Genomic DNA, 15,864 nt, shown 5'->3' with positions numbered 1-15,864 from the left:
GAGCTCTCAGTGCGCGGCGCCCGCCTCCGCAAGCCTGCGTTCCGCGTCGTTGACCTGCTCCATCACCGATGCGGCACGGCGCCGTACCGACTCCGCGCCGGCCGGGACAGGACCGACGGCGAGGCGGAGCATTGCCGCCGCCTCGGCCGTGGTGGCCAAGGAGTTTCCGGCCGTGGACAGGGCCCGGTGGACCCCGGCCAGGCTACCCGGTATGTCGAGTCCCTCGCTGGGTACACGCCGCTGGGCCTCCATGCAGACCTGCCGGACCCGCCCGGACAGCGCAGACAGCTCATTGGCAATCTCAAGGAGCTCGGCGTAGAGGGCGTCGTCCTCTACCCCCTCGAGGACCTGGTGGTAGCGGTCCAGGCCGCGGGTGAAGCGGTCGTGGGCCCGCCGCCAGAGTCCCTTGCCAAGCTCGGCGTCGTCTTTCCGTCCCTGCCGGGCGGCACTGAAGAGTCCCAAGGCTGCCCTAGAGGTACTGGCCGGGGCCGTGGTCCGGGTCCACTGGTACGGGAGCCTGCCCGGGATCCGCACCCGGTCTGGGCGCCGCGGCCCGCTGGGGCTCGCCGTTTTCGCCGATGATCACGCCGGGGGCGATCACGGTTCCGGGCGGCAACTGGCGGAGCTGCGCCTGCGCGGCAGCGTGGTCCCGGGCGGCATGCTGCGCTGCGAGGGCCGTCTGGATACCGTGGAAGAGGCCTTCGAGCCAGCCGACCAGCTGCGCCTGCGCAATCCGCAGCTCCGCGTCCGACGGCGTTCCGTCAGCGGGGAAGGGAAGCGTGATCCGTTCCAGCTCCTCGACAAGTTCCGGGGCGAGGCCGTCTTCCAGCTCTTTGATCGAGCGTTCGTGGATGCCGGCCAGCCGTGCCCGCGCCGCGTCGTCGAGCGGGGCGGTCCTCACTTCGTCCAGGAGCTGCTTCATCATGGTGCCGATCCGCATCACCTTCGCGGGTTCATCCACGAGATCCTGCAGCCGGCTGGGCCGGGCGGGCACCGCCGTCTGTTCCCGCGTCCGCGCCTCCGGGCCGCCGTCGCGCGCCGTCCGGCGGTCTAAGGTGGCGCCTTCGACGGGAACCTCGTCTGCGGGCTGAGTGTCGTGCGGATCGCTCATGGCTTCATACTCTCACGAGCCCGGAGCCGCGCAGGCGGCATCCCCGGTTCAACACATGGCACAGCACACGGCACAACATCTGGCGCAACACACGGCCCGCCAAAGGGTCCAAAAACAGCTGCGGGCGCCGTCGGGCACTCATGTGCCCGGCGGCGCCCCGGCCGGAGGCTAATCGGACCGGTCGAAACCGGTCAGCAGCACCGGCCCTGCGGATTGGCATCCTGGCGGTCCGTCTGGTCCCGCCAGAATTCCCGCTCGGTCATCGGCGGGGAGCCGTGGCCTGCTTCGGCGTGATGTGCCAGGTACTTCGCATACGCGTCCGCACCCATCACACTGCCCAGGTATCGGGAGAATCCCCGGAAGCCCGCAACTATTGTGTTCATTTCTGGCTCCCCGTTAGTGGTGGCCGGCCTTTTCGGTCCGTTTGTCCGCCGGCAACTGGTTCCACTGGACCATGAGCTCACGCTCGGATGCCGTGGGAACCGGGCCGGCCGGGGCGAAGACACGGGCCGGCAGCGCCGGATCCTCGTTGTCTGTGTTGGCCACACCGGCCTTGGCATTGCGGAACGCCTTGTAGGTGGCGATCAGCGCCGTCGTGATGACGATGATGCTGAGCACCACGAAGATGACCGACAGCCAGCCCTGGATCGCGGTGTTGCGGATCACGGCTTCCATCGCCGGGACCGTCTTGGCCGTCCCGAAGGAAGTCTGGCCCTCCGCGAGTGCCTTGGAGAAGGCCGCGTTGTTGGCGAAGTAGCCAACCGCCGGGGTGGAGGAGAAGATCTTCAGGTAGCTGGCCGTGATGGTCACGACCGCCGCGAAGGCCATCGGAATCGCCACGATCCACAGGAACTTGAAGGAGCCCTTCTTCGCCGCGATGGCCAGGCAGACGGACAGTGCGATGGCGGCGAGCAGCTGGTTGGCGATGCCGAACAGCGGGAACAGCGTATTGATGCCGCCCAGCGGATCCGTGACGCCCATCAACAGCACGGCGCCCCAGGCAGCTACCATAACGGCGGTGGCGAGCCAGGCGCCGGGACGCCAGGAGTGCTCCTTGAACTTCGGGATGAAGTTGCCGACCGAGTCCTGCAGCATGAAGCGCGCAACGCGCGTGCCGGCGTCGACCGCGGTGAGGATGAACAGCGCCTCGAACATGATGGCGAAGTGGTACCAGAAGCTCATCATGGCGGTGCCGCCGATGAACTGCTGCATGATGTGCGCCAGGCCGACGGCGAGGGTGGGGGCGCCGCCGGTCCGGGAGACGATACTTTCCTCACCGACGTTGGCGGCCGTCTCCGCGAGCATGTTCGGGCTGATATTCACGCCGGACAGTCCCAGGCTGTTGACCCAGGCGGCCGCGGTTTCCACGGTGCCGCCGGTGAGTGCCGCCGGCGAGTTCATCGCGAAGTAGAGGCCGCGGTCAATGGAGATGGCTGCCACGAGGGCCATGATGGCCACGAAGGACTCCATCAGCATTCCGCCGTACCCGATGAAACGCGTCTGGCGTTCCTTCTCGATCAGCTTCGGTGTTGTGCCGGAGGCGATCAACGCATGGAATCCCGAGAGCGCGCCACAGGCGATGGTGACGAACAGGAACGGGAACAGCGCGCCCGGGAAGACGGGACCGTTGTCGCGGCTGGCGAATTCGCTGAACGCCGGGACGGAGATTTCCGGGCGGACCACGATGACGGCCAGGGCCAGCATCACGATGACACCGATCTTCATGAAGGTGGAGAGGTAGTCACGCGGTGCCAGGAGGAGCCAGACCGGCAGGATGGCTGCGACGAAGCCGTAAATGATGATGGCCCAGGCGAGGGTGACCTTGTCCAGGGTGAAGAGGGCATCGCCCCATTCGGTCGCGGCGACGACGCCGCCGCCGATGATGGCGGCCATGAGCAGAACAAAACCGATCAGCGAAACTTCCATGATCTTGCCCGGACGGATAAAGCGCAGGTAGACGCCCATAAAGAGGGCGATAGGGATGGTCATGCCGACGGAGAAGACACCCCACGGGCTCTCGGCCAGCGCGTTGACGACGACGAGGGCGAGGATGGCGACGATGATCACCATGATCAGCAGGGTGGCAATCAGCGCGGCGGTGCCGCCGATGACGCCGAGTTCCTCGCGAGCCATCTGGCCCAGGGAGCGTCCGCCGCGGCGCATGGAGAAGAACATCACCACGTAGTCCTGGACGGCCCCGGCGAAGACTACGCCGATGATGATCCAGATGGTGCCCGGCAGGTAGCCCATCTGGGCGGCGAGAATCGGGCCCACCAAGGGGCCGGCGCCGGCGATGGCGGCGAAGTGGTGGCCGAACAGGACGTTGCGGTCCGTGCGGACGTAGTCCTTCCCGTCCGCTTTGTACTCCGCGGGTGTGGCACGGCGGTCATTCGGCTTGAGCAGGTAGCGCTCGATGACCTTGGAGTAGAAGCGGTAGCCGATCAGGTAGGTGCACACGGCGGCGAACACGAACCAGATGGCGTTGACCGTTTCACCGCGGACAATCGCGAGCATGAACCATGCCACGGCGCCCAGCAGGGAAATTCCCACCCAGAGCCCGATCTTGGCCGGCGTCCATTTGCGGTCTTCGGCGTCGCGCACGGATTCGTCCACTGATGTGGGCGGCAGGGCCGGATCCGGCGTAATGCCGTCCTCGACCAGTACGTTCTTTGGCGTGCCATCTGGCATTTTGCCCATGTCTCCTCCTTGAGAAACCCCGACTGGGGCAAATCCACTCGACAGATGTGCCCCAAGGCACCCTACCAACGGCAGCGATGCATGGGTATGGCTTTGCGCCAGGCGGGCCCGCCGGGGCGACGAGCGGTGCCGCCGGCGCGGAGACTGACTGGCCTGGCTACTGCCGGCGCGTTCCTAGGGAGGGGTTCGCCCGGAAATGGAGCCTAGCCGGGGCCGGCCAACTGCATCAGGCGGGCTTCGCAGAGGTCCAGCCACCGTACCTCGGCCTCGGTCTGGAAGATCAGTGAATCCAGCACCAGCAGGCGGGCGGTGTCCGTCGGCCGCTGGTGCGACGCCATGTCGCGCCGGGCTTTGGTGTAGTCCTGCAGCGCCCGGATGGAGACTGCGCGCTGGGAGTGGATGGCGGCGCCGACGTCGACGCCGGGAAGCGTCAGGGCGAGGGCGAGCTTGATGGCCAGTTCGTTCCGCGGAGGGCTGCTTCGCGGCACCGGCGACGTGAACCAGCCGCGGACCTCGGCACGCCCCTCGGCGGTGATGCTGTAGATGACGTGGCCTTCGCCGTCGGCTCCGTCCTTGCGGACCAGGCTGTCGCGCTCCAGGCGGTCAAGGGTGGTGTAAACCTGTCCGATATTGAGGGGCCAGGCGGATCCGGTGCGGTCCTCGAATTCGATCCTCAACTGGTAGCCATAGCGTGGCCGGTCCTGCAGGAGGGCGAGGAGGCTGTGACGGATGGACATGATGCTCCCGGAGGGTAGCGGGACGACAGCATACACGCGCCCCAAGACGCGTGTATACCGCGTATGGAATTACATTACCGTTATTCTGCGCGCCAAAGCAATTCGGCATATGTCGTATCTGGCATATGTGCTATCTGACCAGCAGAATCTTTCCCACATGGTCGCCGGTGTCGAAATACCGGTGCGCGGCGCCGGCCTGGTCCAGCGGGAAAGTCTTCGCCACCAGCGGCCGGACCCGTCCGTCCGTCAGCAGCGGCCATACCGCATCGCGGACAGCGTCCATGATCACGGTCTTCTCCGCAACGGACCGCGGACGCAGCGCCGTCGCAATGATCGCGGCACGCTTGCTCAGCAGCTTGCCCAGGTCCAGTTCACCCTTGGCGCCGCCCTGCAGGCCGATCACCACCAGCCGCCCATAGTCCGCCAGCGCGTCCACGTTCTGTGTGAGGTACTTCGCCCCGACGACGTCGAGAATGACGTCCGCGCCCTTGCCGCCGTTCTGCGCCCGCAGGCTCTCGGGGAAATCTTCCTCCGCGTAGTTGATCGCGATGTCGGCGCCCAGGAACGCCTTGGCCGTGCCCACCTTTTCCGCGGTGCCCGCCGTGGTGGCCACCACGGCGCCCAACGCCTTCGCGAGCTGGATGGCCATGGTGCCGATGCCGCCGGTCGCCCCGTGGATGAGCACGGTCTCACCCGGCTGCAGCTGCGCCGTCATGACCAGGTTGGAGTAGACGGTGGCCGCAACCTCCGGCAACGATGCAGCGGTCACCAGGTCGACGCCGTCGGGAATCCTCAGAACCTGTCCCGCTGGCACGGCCACCTGTTCGGCGTAGCCGCCGCCGGACAGCAGGGCGACAACCTTGTCCCCGACGGAGAACGGCTTGGTCACGCCGGGGCCGAACCCGGCGATCCGGCCAGAGACCTCCAGCCCGGGAATCTCCGAGGCCCCCGGCGGGGGCGGGTAATGGCCCTTGCGCTGTTGGACGTCGGCGCGGTTGAGCCCCGCAGCGACGACGTCGATCAGCACCTCGCCGGTGCCGGGCACCGGCGACGGGACCTCGCGGACCTCCAGGACCTCGGGTCCGCCGGGCTCTGAGATGTAGACAGCCTTCATGGAGAGCTCCCGATTCCTAACGAACTTCTTGCAGCCTTCTTACAGGGATGCGCCTGCAGCACGCCACGTCCGAAGCGCCTTCTCCCAGAGTAGGCGGAGGACTTACCCGTGTCCGCGAGCGCAACCGCGTTTTTTGTTGCTGCCGACTGCCTATGAAACACTACTCGTTAGGGAAGGTTGTCCGAGCGGCCGATGGAGCTGGTCTTGAAAACCAGTGTGCGGTGACCCCGTACCAAGAGTTCGAATCTCTTACCTTCCGCGAATAATGCCCCTGGTTCTGCGCTTGCCGTGGAACCGGGGGCATTTTTGCGTGCGGGCTGGCACCGTGACGCCGCGGGATGCCGCCGGAGCCGATCACGCGGACCCATTGAAACCGTCAGTGCCCCGGCATAGTCTCACTGTGTCTTGACCACCCATATGATTCCGGCGGCGGGCAGCGCCGCCAAAGGCCATTCCGCCGCAGAGCAGAGCAGGAGCCCACTATGCCTACACCGGACCACACGAACGGCGCGCCATGCTGGATCGATCTGATGACCTCCGACACCGGAAAGGCCAAAGAGTTCTACGGTGAGCTGTTTGGCTGGACCTTCGAGACGGGTGACCAGGAGAAATACGGCGGGTACATCATGGCGGCGAAGAACGGGAAGCCCGTCGCCGGAATCATGCAGAAGCAAGAAGACCAGGCCGGCTTCCCGGATGTTTGGTCCACCTACCTGCGCACCGATGATGCCAGTGCGACTGTCTCCAGTGCGGCGGAGCACGGCGGACAGATCTACCTGCAACCCATGGACGTGCCGGATCAGGGACGCATGGCCATGGTCGCCGATGCCACCGGGGCGTCCATCGGCGTCTGGCAGCCCGGCGAAATGAAGGGCTACGGGCTGGCAGCCGAACCGGGGACCCCCGCCTGGCACGAACTACACACCAAGGAGTACGCCACCGCGGTGAAGTTCTACCAGGACGTGTTCGGGTGGGACACCGACGTCATGAGTGACACCCCTGAATTTCGCTACACCACGCTGGGCGCCGGGGACGCCGCCAAGGCAGGGATCATGGACGCCTCGGGCTACCTTCCCGCGGAGGTCCCGTCCAACTGGCAGGTCTACTTCGCCGTTGCAGATGCGGACGCCTCAATCGCCAAAGCCCAGTCCATGGGCGCCCGGGTGGTCGACGGACCGGACGATTCCCCGTTCGGACGGCTGGCCACCCTGGCCGACCCCACCGGCGCCATGTTCAAAATCGTGGCCGACACCGGGCAGGGGTCCCAAGCCGCCGCGGACGCCTAGCCGCGAAGCGCGGACAGCCCGTTCCCGCTAATTAACAAAATTGTTGTAAGAAATACCGGCCAGCCCCTTTCGCAAGGGCTACTGGCCGGTATTCTGCTGTGGAGCGCCCGGCGAGGTCACCCGGTCGCCACTCACAGGCACCACCTAAAACCCTGACCCGGGCGTTCGAGCCGTTCCGGGGAGGCTGTGACACGTTCCGCTGGGGGGCGTCTCGCCGAATGCACATGCCGTACACATCGTGTTCATTCACCCCTGTTTTGCTGTGCCGGAAACTGCTTGACCAGGAGCAGTGACCGGCGGTCCGCGGGCATCACCCGGACACATTCCACCCAGCCCCTACCCGGGCACCTAATGAGAGTTAGAGCGGATGAAACGCATACCTTGGAAAACCGCGCTCGGCACAGCGCTGTCGGCGGGGCTCATCGCAGCCCCGCTGGCCGCTGTCCCGGCGTTCGCCGTGGAGGTCTCCCCGGCGGCTGGCACTTCGCCAGTCATCATCAACGAGGCGTACCTCAGCGGCGGCAGCAGCGGAGCAGCCTTCAAGAACAAGTTCGTTGAGCTGTACAACGCCTCGGACGCCCCGGTCTCGCTGGACGGCTGGTCGCTCCAGTACCGCTCATCCACGAGCACCACGGCCCCCAGCTTCGCCGCTGCCCTGACCGGCACAATTCCGGCAAAGGGCTACTACCTGCTCAAGGGCGCCGCCAACGGCGGTACTGCCGCCGTCGGCGCCGAACTCCCCGCCGCAGACGTCACCGCCACCGGATTCAACCCCGCGGGCGGGGCGGGAACCATCGTCCTGGCCAAGCAGGCCGCCGCGCTGAACCCGCTGGCGTCCGGCTCGGTAGTCGAATCCTCCAACGTGGCCGATCTCCTCGGCTACGGCACCTCCAACACCTTCGAAACCCAGGCGGCCACCGCTCCGACGAGCAACACCGACGTCAAGAGCCTGAACCGCAGCAACGGTGTTGACAGTAACAACAACTCTGCAGACTTCACGCTGAACGCCACGATCACCCCCAAGGCCGCCAACGGCGCAGCCGCCCCGGTCGATCCTCCCGTCGACCCGGGCCCGGTCACTCCCCCGGCCACCAAGACCATCGCCGGGATCCAGGGCACCGGTACCGCCAGCCCCCTCGTGGGCACCTCGGTCACCACCCGCGGCAAGGTCACCGCCACCTTCCCCACCGGCGGATTCGCGGGTTACTACATCCAGACCCCCGGCACCGGCGGGGACCTGACCCCGGCCAACCACACGGCGTCGGACGCTGTCTTTGTGTACTCGGCCGCAACGGCCGGTTCCGTCCAGGCCGGCGACTACGTGGAGGTGTCCGGCACCGTCAGCGAATTCTTCGGCATGACCCAGGTGACGGTGGCCGCCGCGGCGGACATGAAGAAGCTCACCGAGGCAGCACCCGAGGTCAAGGCCACCGGCTTTGCCCTGCCGGCCGAGGAAGCCTTCCGGGAGTCCCTCGAAGGCATGCTTCTGACCCCGCAGGGTCCCATGACCGTCAGCGACAACTACTCCCTGAACCAGTACGGCGAAATCGGCCTGGCCGGCGGCACCACCCCGCTGGAGCAGCCCACCGCCGTCGCGGAGTACGGTTCCGCCACGTACACCGCCACCGTCGCCGAGAATGCCGCCCGCGGCATCAAACTCGACGACGGCGCCACCACCAACTTCCTTAAGGACTCCGCCACCAAGGCCGAGGTGCTCCCGTACCTGACCACGGCGGACCCCGTCCGGGTGGGCGTACCGGTGAGCTTTAAGACCGACGTTGTGCTCAGCTACGCCAACGGCTCGTGGAAGTTCCAGCCCCTGACCCACCTGACCCCCGCCAATGCGGAGTCAGTCCAGCCGGTCAGCTTCGGCGCCACCACCCGTACGGACGCTCCGGCGGCAGTCGGGGGCAACCTCAAAATCGCCTCGTTCAACGTGCTTAACTACTTCCCCACCACCGGCGACACGATCGCCGGTTGCAAGTTCTACAACGACCGCCAGGGCAACCCCATCACCGTCAGCGGCGGCTGCAACGTCCGGGGCGCGGCCAACGCCGCAAACCTCCAGCGCCAGCAGGACAAGATCGTCGCCGCCATCACGAAGTCCGGCGCCGACGTCGTGTCCCTCATGGAGGTCGAGAACTCCGCACAGTTCGGCAAGAACCGTGACGATGCCCTGGCCAAGCTGGTTGATGCCCTGAACATCGCCACGCCGGGGATCTGGGACTACGTCCGCACACCCGCCAACGCACCCCCGCTGTCCGACGAGGACATGATCCGCACCGCCTTCATCTTCAAGAAGGCCTCAGCAGAGCCGGTGGGCGAGTCCATCATCCACAACGACACGGTCGCTTTCGCCAATGCCCGCAAACCGCTGGCACAGGTCTTCAAGCCCGTGGGCGCCGCGGATGACAAGAAGTTCATCGCGATCGCCAACCACTTCAAGTCCAAGGGCTCGGCCGCCACTCCGGAGGACACCGACAAGGGCCAGGGCGCCTCGAACCTCGCCCGCACCGCCCAGGCGAAGTCCCTGCTGGCCTTCTCCGAGGAGCTGCAGCAGTCCAAGGGCACGGACAAGGTCTTCCTGATCGGCGACTTCAACTCCTACGCCAAGGAAGATCCGATCAACGTCCTCACGGCCGCCGGCTACGTCAACCAGGACGAAAAGGCCAAGAACGCCGACGGATCCGCCAAGCACTCCTACCTCTTCGGCGGCCTGGTGGGCTCGCTGGACCACATCCTGGCCTCCCCCGGCGCCAATACCGTCGTCACCGGCGCCGACATCTGGAACATCAACTCCGTGGAGTCCGTAGCCCTGGAGTACAGCCGGTACAACAACAATGTCACCGACTACTACGCTCCGGACCAGTTCCGGGCGAGCGACCACGACCCGGTGGTGGTGGGCCTGAACCTGCCAGTCACCCCCGCCAGCGTTGAGCTGAACTTCCTAGGCATCAACGATTTCCACGGCCGCATCGACTCCAACACCGTCTTCTTTGCGGGGACCATCGAGAAGCTGCGGGCCGCGGCTGCTCCCGGCGCCACGGCGTTCCTCTCCGCGGGCGACAACATCGGCGCCTCGCTGTTCGCCTCCGCGATCGCGAAGGACCAGCCGACCATCGATGTGCTGAACGCCTTGGACCTGCGCACCTCTGCGGTGGGCAACCATGAGTTCGATGGCGGCTATGCGGACCTGCGCGACCGTGTGGTCGCGGGCGGCAGCAATGCCAAGTTCCCGTACCTGGGCGCCAATGTCTACAAGAAGGGCACCACCGAGCCGGTCCTGCCGGAGTACACGGTGCTCGACATGAACGGCGTCAAAGTCGCCGTGATCGGAACTGTCACGCAGGAAGTGCCCTCCCTGGTCACCCCCGCGGGCATCGCCGACCTCGAATTCGGCGACGCCGTCGACGCAATCAACCGCGTCGCCGCGAAGATCAAGGCGGAGAAGCTCGCCGACGTGATCATCGTGGAGAACCACGACGGCGCCGGTTCTGGCGCGCCCGAAGGCTCCACCCTGGCGCAGGAAGTCGCCGCCGGCGGCCCCTTCGCCAAGATGGTCACCGAGGTCACCCCCGATGTGGCGGCCATTTTCAACGGCCACACGCACAAGCAGTACTCCTGGGATGCCCCCGTTCCCGGCGTTGAGGGCAAGACCCGCCCGATCGTCCAGACCGGCAACTACGGCGAGTTCATCGGCCAGATCCAGCTCACCATCGACACGAAAACCATGTCGGTCACCGGCTACAAGGCAGCCAACGTCAAGCGGACCACCTCCGCTGACCAGCCGGCCGCCGATCTCGTGGCCAAGTACCCGCGGGTCGCCGCCGTCAAGACCATCGTTGACAAGGCCCTGGCCGACGCAGCAGTGGTCGGCAACCAGCCGGTCGGCGCCGTGACCAAGGACATCACCACCGCGTTCACCCCGGCCACCGCCACCACCCCGGCATCCCGGGATGACCGCGGCAGCGAGTCCACCCTGGGCAACCTGGTGGCGGATTCCCTCGTGGATTCGCTCAAGGCCCCTGAACTGGGCGGCGCCGAGATCGGCGTCGTCAACCCGGGCGGCCTGCGCAACGAGCTGTACTACGCGCCGGACGGGACCGTCACCTACGCCGAGGCCAACGCGGTCCTGCCGTTCGTGAACAACCTGTGGACCACCTCGTTGACCGGCGAGCAGTTCAAGACGCTCCTGGAGCAGCAGTGGCAGACCAACCCGGACGGTACGGTTCCCAGCCGTGCGTACCAGCAGCTGGGCCTGTCCAAGAACGTCAACTACACCTACGACGCCGCCCGCGCAGCCGGTGACCGGATCACCTCGATCCGGATCAACGGCGCACTGATCGACCCGGCGAAGTCCTACCGGATCGGAACGTTCAGCTTCCTGGCAACGGGCGGCGACAACTTCCGTATCTTCACGTCCGGCACCGGCACCAAGGACTCCGGGCTCGTGGACCGCGACGCGTGGATCAAGTACCTGCAGGCACACAACCCCGTGTCGCCGGACTTCGCCCGCCGTTCCGTGGCCGTGGTGAACACCACCGCAGCAGAGGTCAAGGGTGGGGATGCCATTACCCTGGCTGTCTCCAAGCTGGACCTCACCTCGTTGGGCAGCCCGGTCAACACCTCGCTGGCCGCGGAGTTCACGGATGCCAAGGGCACCGTAACGTCCCTCGGCACAGTCCCGGTCTCCGCCGGTGCTGCCACCGTGGCTGTGACGGTCCCCGCCGGCGCAGCAGCCGGCACGGGCACCCTGGTGCTCACCGCCGTCGAGTCCGGCACCGTGGTGAAGGCCAGCGTCCTGGTTGCGGCAAGCACCCCGGTCCCGCCGAAGTGCACCGCGCCGGTCCCGCCGACGAAGTGGTACGACTTCAAGGCCTGGATCAAGTACACGGTCGCCTGGTTCCAGTACCAGAAGTGCCTTAGGGGCTAATCCCTTAGCCCCGCACCAGTGAGCATGCCCTCCCCCGGGCTGCAGCGGTGGACATATTGCGTATATGTCCACCGCTCAGCCCGGACGGAGGGCATGCTCATTTTTTTGCGTCCCGGAACCACGCTCGGGAGTGGTGCCACAGTGACAGGAGGGACACAAGTTGCGCTGGTAGCATGTGCCCGGTGCGAAAAGGAAGATTTAATCGGGCCGTCGGCATCTTCATTGCCCTGACGGCCAGCGGCGCGGCGGCGCTCCTCTGGTTCGCCGTCGCCGCCGGCGGGCCGGAGTTGAGCGAGTCCCCGGCCCAAGGCTTGTTGCTCGGCTTCTGGAGCATCCTGTACAACACGGACGCACCGGCCCCCCGAGTGATCCTGGCCGCCATGGCCCTGGCCCTCCTCATGGCCGCCGGCGTGGCCACAGTGGATCGCAGGATCGCCAACCGCTCACGCCGGTCCCTCGATCCGCTCACCGGCCCGCTGGCCCCCAGAGTGGTCATGTCCGCGACGCGCGGCGTCTATGCCGGTCCGGTGACGGTCACGGTGCTCATCCCGGCCCACAACGAGGAAACCTCGCTTCCCCTGACCATCGCCTCCCTGCTGGAGCAGTCCCGCCGCCCGGACCGCGTCATTGTCGTAGCGGACAACTGCACCGATGCCACCGTCGCCCTGGCGCAGCGGGCCGGCGTCGAGGTCGTCGAATCGGTGGACAACACCCAGAAGAAGGCCGGCGCACTCAACCAGGTGCTGAAGCGGCTGCTTCCCGGGCTTGGCGACAACGACGTCGTGATGATCATGGACGCGGACACCCGGCTCGACGACGGCTTCCTCGCCGCGGCGGTGGACCGCTTCAGTCACGACCGGGCGCTGATGGCGGTCGGCGGCCTGTTCTACGGCGAGGACGGCCACGGGCTGATCGGGCAGTTCCAGCGCAACGAATACCTGCGCTACAGCAGGGAGATCGGGCGCCGGCGCGGCCGCGTGTTCGTGCTGACCGGGACCGCCTCCATGTTCAGGTCACGGGCGCTGCGCACCGTGGCGGAGAGCCGCGGGGCCTCCATCCCGGGCACCCCCGGCGACGTGTACGACACCGCCGCGCTCACCGAAGACAACGAACTGACCATCGCGCTGAAGTCCCTGGGCGGGCTGATGGTCTCGCCCGCGCAGTGCACTGTGGTGACCGAGCTGATGCCCAGTTGGTCCACGCTCTGGGCCCAGCGGCTGCGGTGGCAGCGCGGGGCACTCGAGAACATCGGCGCCTACGGCATCACACCGCAGACCCTGCGCTACTGGGCCCAGCAACTGGGGATCGGCTACGGCGTGATCGCCCTGGGGTCCTACCTGCTGCTGATCTTCCTGATGGTGTTCTCGCTGGATACCTGGATCTGGTTCCCGTTCTGGCTGGGGCTGGGCGTCCTGTTCATGGTTGAACGGGTTGCCACGGTGTGGAGGGGCGGATGGCGGGCCCGGCTTCTCGCCGTGACCCTGTTCCCGGAGCTGTTCTTCGACATGTTCCTCAATGTGGTTTACCTCAAGGGCGTCGCCGACATCTCGCTGGGCCGGACGGCCAGCTGGCAACATGTCACCCATGCCCGTCCGCGCGAAACCATGGGAGCGGAACGATCATGAGCAGTATGGCCATCGCTGTCCCCGCGGGACTGCTGTTTCCCGAGGCGCTGTTGCATACCCATTGGTTCGCTGTTCTTGCCACCTTCGTGGCGATAAACACCGTCATGTACGCCGCACTGGCGTTGGCCAAGATCCTGCCCAAGGTCAGCCCCTCAGACTGGATCCGCAAGCGCAATGAGCGCTCCGAGACGCGCAGTATCGACCCCGGCTCGACCCGCTGAGCATGCCCTCCTCCGGGCCGCAGCGAAGGACATACTGCGAATATGTCCACTGCCCAGCCCGGACGGGGAACATGCTCAGTCCTCGTGAGCCGCGGACAGCGCTCAACTAGCGCCCGAGAATAGCCCGGGCAATCTCGTCGGCGTCCCGCAGCGTGCGCTGGCCGCTGCGGTACACGGGTCCGCTCTTCTGCCGGGCCTCGGCCGCAATGGCCGTTCCCCACTGCACGGCGGACAGCTGCAGCCCGAGGACGTAGAGGCCTTCGGTCACCGAGCCGTTTGCGCCGAGCGGCCGGTAGGGATGCGGGGCGACGTCCAGCCCGGACGTCGGCACCGGAGATCCCTCCACCGTCATCATGAGCCGGGGCCGGACCAGGCCTTCGGCGAGCAACTGCTCCAGCAGCGGTGACTCGTTGACAGCGACCTTGTTGGCTGGCGCCAGCGCCTCGACCATGGCGACGGCGTTGACGACCTCGCCGGCGGCGTTGTCCGTATTGTTCCCCACCCAGGGCGACACCGCCGTGAAGGCCTTCGCCTTGCGGTCCACGCCGAACTTGGGATCCGGTCCGACGAACCGCACGACGCCGGCCCGCACCAGGGCAGCGAGCTGTTCGGCGCGCAGCGCCGGCGGCCCGCTGGCCAGGCCCTCCACAAACGCTTCGAACCAGCCGCGGAGTCCGGCAACCCACGATTCGTCGGTGATCCCACCGTCCGCGACGGCGGTCTTCAGCACCGCCCGGCCGTGGTGCAGGGCGCCGATGGTCATCTTCACCGGGTCGTCCTCGCCCAGAGCGGAACGCCGGGCGTCGTCGAGCAGGTAGTCGACGACGGCGTCGTCGAGTTCCGCGCGGGAGGCGAAAGGCCGCCCGGCCAGCGGCGCCGCGAGTCCCAGCAGGTTCAGCCGGTGGGCGGGACGGAGGTGGATCTCCAGGACGGAGTCCACCAGGTCCTCCCATTTCGCAGCGGAGTGCGCATGCGGGCGCAGGGCCCCTTCCAGTGCTGTCAGGAACTCCTTGGGTGCCGTCAGGATGGCACCGGGCTGCGAGCGCGCCAGCGTGGAGTAGTAGGCCCACAGTGCGTCGCGGTGCAGGAGGGGCCAGAGGTCGTGGTCGAAGGCGGGGCGGATTCCCGCCTCCGCGAATTTTGCCAGGGCGTTCTCCGTGCAGTATCTCAGCGTCACGGCGTCGGGGTAGTAGCCGGCGAGGGTCGCCTTGGCCCGGTAGGGGGTGCCGCGCCGCGAGGCCGCGATGATGAGCGGTTCGCGGCCGGAGGGAAGGTAGCTGAGCCCGCCGTCCGCGCCGGGAAGGAACCGGCCGCCGCGGCCTTCTGTCAACTGGCCCATGGCATCAAAGAAGTTCAGCCCCATGCCGCGCACCAGCACCGGTTTGACGGCCGGCACCAGCGACCAGTCGACGTCGGCCGGGGCCGCCGGCGGCAGGTACAGCAGCCCGAATTCCTCCGCCGCCGCCTGCAGCTCGCGCTGCTCGGGGTTGAGTCGCGATTCGAGGTGGCCCAGGGCCAGCACCACGGAATCGACGGTGAGGACCGCGCCGTCTGCCAGTTCGACGTCGAACCGGCCCCTGCCGGCGCTCCCGTCCCCGGCGGCAGCACCGGCGGCGTCCCCGAGTCCGGCAGCGTGGCGGACCGATGTCGCCGTCGTGCTGTGGAAATCCACCGTCACCCCGGCGGGGAGGCGGGCGAGCAGTTCCTCCAAGGTGGCGCGGAGGTAGCGGCCGTACAGGGCCCGGCTGGGGAAGTCGGCCGTGTCCAGCCCGGCGAGTTCGGCGCGCTCCTCGGCTGTGAGGGAGGGGTGGGGCTGCTCCCGCTGCAGCTCGCGCCAGCGGTCGAAGGTGTGGCCGGCCAGCGGCGGTGCGAGGTCCGGGTCCTCGGGGATGACGGTGGGGTAGAACGACTGCGTGTTCATCAGGAAGAGCCGGGACTGGCCCGGCTGCCAGACGTGCCCCGGGCCCGCGGGATAGGGGTCGATGACGTCAATGTGCAAGCTGGCGTCCGGGCCCTCAGGAACCCAGTTGGCCAGCAGCCGCTCCAGCACGCTCGTGCCCCGGGGACCGGCGCCAATCACTGCCGTCCGGATGCTCTGCGATTTGCCCACGGCATCCAGCGTATCCGCAACGGACCCTCA

At 67.1% G+C, this 15,864-nt stretch carries 11 protein-coding genes and 1 tRNA gene; 5 read left to right on the top strand and 7 right to left on the bottom strand.

Annotation, left to right across the window (positions count from 1 at the left end):
- Positions 1 to 6: 6 nt before the first annotated feature.
- The 6 genes from AC6EUH_RS09650 to AC6EUH_RS09625 all read right to left on the bottom strand — a co-directional run bounded on the left by AC6EUH_RS09650 (position 7) and on the right by AC6EUH_RS09625 (position 5,659).
- Entirely contained in the window at positions 7 to 462 is a 456-nt protein-coding gene (locus tag AC6EUH_RS09650; protein ID WP_056427254.1) for a hypothetical protein, read from the bottom strand.
- 7 nt (positions 463 to 469) lie between these two features.
- The gene (locus AC6EUH_RS09645; RefSeq protein WP_056427257.1) at positions 470 to 1,111 is read right to left on the bottom strand and encodes a bacterial proteasome activator family protein; all 642 of its coding nucleotides are present in this window, start codon (positions 1,109 to 1,111) and stop codon (positions 470 to 472) included.
- 191 nt (positions 1,112 to 1,302) lie between these two features.
- Entirely contained in the window at positions 1,303 to 1,494 is a 192-nt protein-coding gene (locus tag AC6EUH_RS09640; protein WP_056427260.1) for a YbdD/YjiX family protein, read from the bottom strand.
- A 13-nt stretch (positions 1,495 to 1,507) separates the two neighbouring features.
- On the bottom strand, positions 1,508 to 3,808 hold the full coding sequence (locus AC6EUH_RS09635) for a carbon starvation CstA family protein (RefSeq protein WP_499738486.1): 2,301 nt from the start codon (positions 3,806 to 3,808) through the stop codon (positions 1,508 to 1,510).
- Positions 3,809 to 4,011: 203 nt separating this feature from the next.
- Positions 4,012 to 4,545 (bottom strand): PadR family transcriptional regulator, encoded by a 534-nt coding sequence (locus AC6EUH_RS09630; protein WP_056427267.1) that lies wholly within the window; start codon positions 4,543 to 4,545, stop codon positions 4,012 to 4,014.
- A gap of 130 nt (positions 4,546 to 4,675) precedes the next feature.
- The gene (locus AC6EUH_RS09625; protein ID WP_499738485.1) at positions 4,676 to 5,659 is read right to left on the bottom strand and encodes an NAD(P)H-quinone oxidoreductase; all 984 of its coding nucleotides are present in this window, start codon (positions 5,657 to 5,659) and stop codon (positions 4,676 to 4,678) included.
- Positions 5,660 to 5,830: 171 nt separating this feature from the next.
- Between AC6EUH_RS09625 and AC6EUH_RS09620 the strand changes: the two genes are divergently transcribed.
- The 5 genes from AC6EUH_RS09620 to AC6EUH_RS09600 all read left to right on the top strand — a co-directional run bounded on the left by AC6EUH_RS09620 (position 5,831) and on the right by AC6EUH_RS09600 (position 13,724).
- Positions 5,831 to 5,918, top strand: a tRNA-Ser gene (locus AC6EUH_RS09620).
- 223 nt (positions 5,919 to 6,141) lie between these two features.
- The gene (locus tag AC6EUH_RS09615) at positions 6,142 to 6,945 is read left to right on the top strand and encodes a VOC family protein (RefSeq protein ID WP_056427272.1); all 804 of its coding nucleotides are present in this window, start codon (positions 6,142 to 6,144) and stop codon (positions 6,943 to 6,945) included.
- Between the two features lie 367 nt (positions 6,946 to 7,312).
- Positions 7,313 to 11,878 (top strand): ExeM/NucH family extracellular endonuclease, encoded by a 4,566-nt coding sequence (locus AC6EUH_RS09610; protein ID WP_499738484.1) that lies wholly within the window; start codon positions 7,313 to 7,315, stop codon positions 11,876 to 11,878.
- Between the two features lie 182 nt (positions 11,879 to 12,060).
- Positions 12,061 to 13,503, top strand: coding sequence for a glycosyltransferase (locus AC6EUH_RS09605; RefSeq protein WP_235500145.1), 1,443 nt, complete (start codon positions 12,061 to 12,063; stop codon positions 13,501 to 13,503).
- Between the two features lie 5 nt (positions 13,504 to 13,508).
- Positions 13,509 to 13,724, top strand: a complete 216-nt coding sequence (locus AC6EUH_RS09600) for a hypothetical protein (RefSeq protein WP_499738483.1) — start codon at positions 13,509 to 13,511, stop codon at positions 13,722 to 13,724.
- A 106-nt stretch (positions 13,725 to 13,830) separates the two neighbouring features.
- Here the strand turns inward: AC6EUH_RS09600 and AC6EUH_RS09595 are convergent, their stop codons facing one another.
- Positions 13,831 to 15,834: an FAD/NAD(P)-binding protein gene (locus AC6EUH_RS09595; RefSeq protein WP_499738482.1), complete on the bottom strand. Its 2,004-nt coding sequence runs from the start codon at positions 15,832 to 15,834 to the stop codon at positions 13,831 to 13,833.
- Between the last annotated feature and the right edge of the window lie 30 nt (positions 15,835 to 15,864).

Source organism: Arthrobacter sp. 001422645 (genome assembly GCF_059816125.1).
Note: the sequence above shows the minus strand (reverse complement) of the source record. Positions and strands in the feature narration are given on the sequence as shown.

What these genes read in the sequence shown, in the direction of transcription:
- AC6EUH_RS09645 (WP_056427257.1), bottom strand. Translation starts at nt 1,111, where the DNA reads ATGAGCGATCCGCACGACACTCAGCCCGCAGACGAGGTTCCCGTCGAA.
- AC6EUH_RS09640 (WP_056427260.1), bottom strand. Translation starts at nt 1,494, where the DNA reads ATGAACACAATAGTTGCGGGCTTCCGGGGATTCTCCCGATACCTGGGC.
- AC6EUH_RS09635 (WP_499738486.1), bottom strand. Translation starts at nt 3,808, where the DNA reads ATGGGCAAAATGCCAGATGGCACGCCAAAGAACGTACTGGTCGAGGAC.
- AC6EUH_RS09630 (WP_056427267.1), bottom strand. Translation starts at nt 4,545, where the DNA reads ATGTCCATCCGTCACAGCCTCCTCGCCCTCCTGCAGGACCGGCCACGC.
- AC6EUH_RS09625 (WP_499738485.1), bottom strand. Translation starts at nt 5,659, where the DNA reads ATGAAGGCTGTCTACATCTCAGAGCCCGGCGGACCCGAGGTCCTGGAG.
- AC6EUH_RS09615 (WP_056427272.1), top strand. Translation starts at nt 6,142, where the DNA reads ATGCCTACACCGGACCACACGAACGGCGCGCCATGCTGGATCGATCTG.
- AC6EUH_RS09610 (WP_499738484.1), top strand. Translation starts at nt 7,313, where the DNA reads ATGAAACGCATACCTTGGAAAACCGCGCTCGGCACAGCGCTGTCGGCG.
- AC6EUH_RS09600 (WP_499738483.1), top strand. Translation starts at nt 13,509, where the DNA reads ATGGCCATCGCTGTCCCCGCGGGACTGCTGTTTCCCGAGGCGCTGTTG.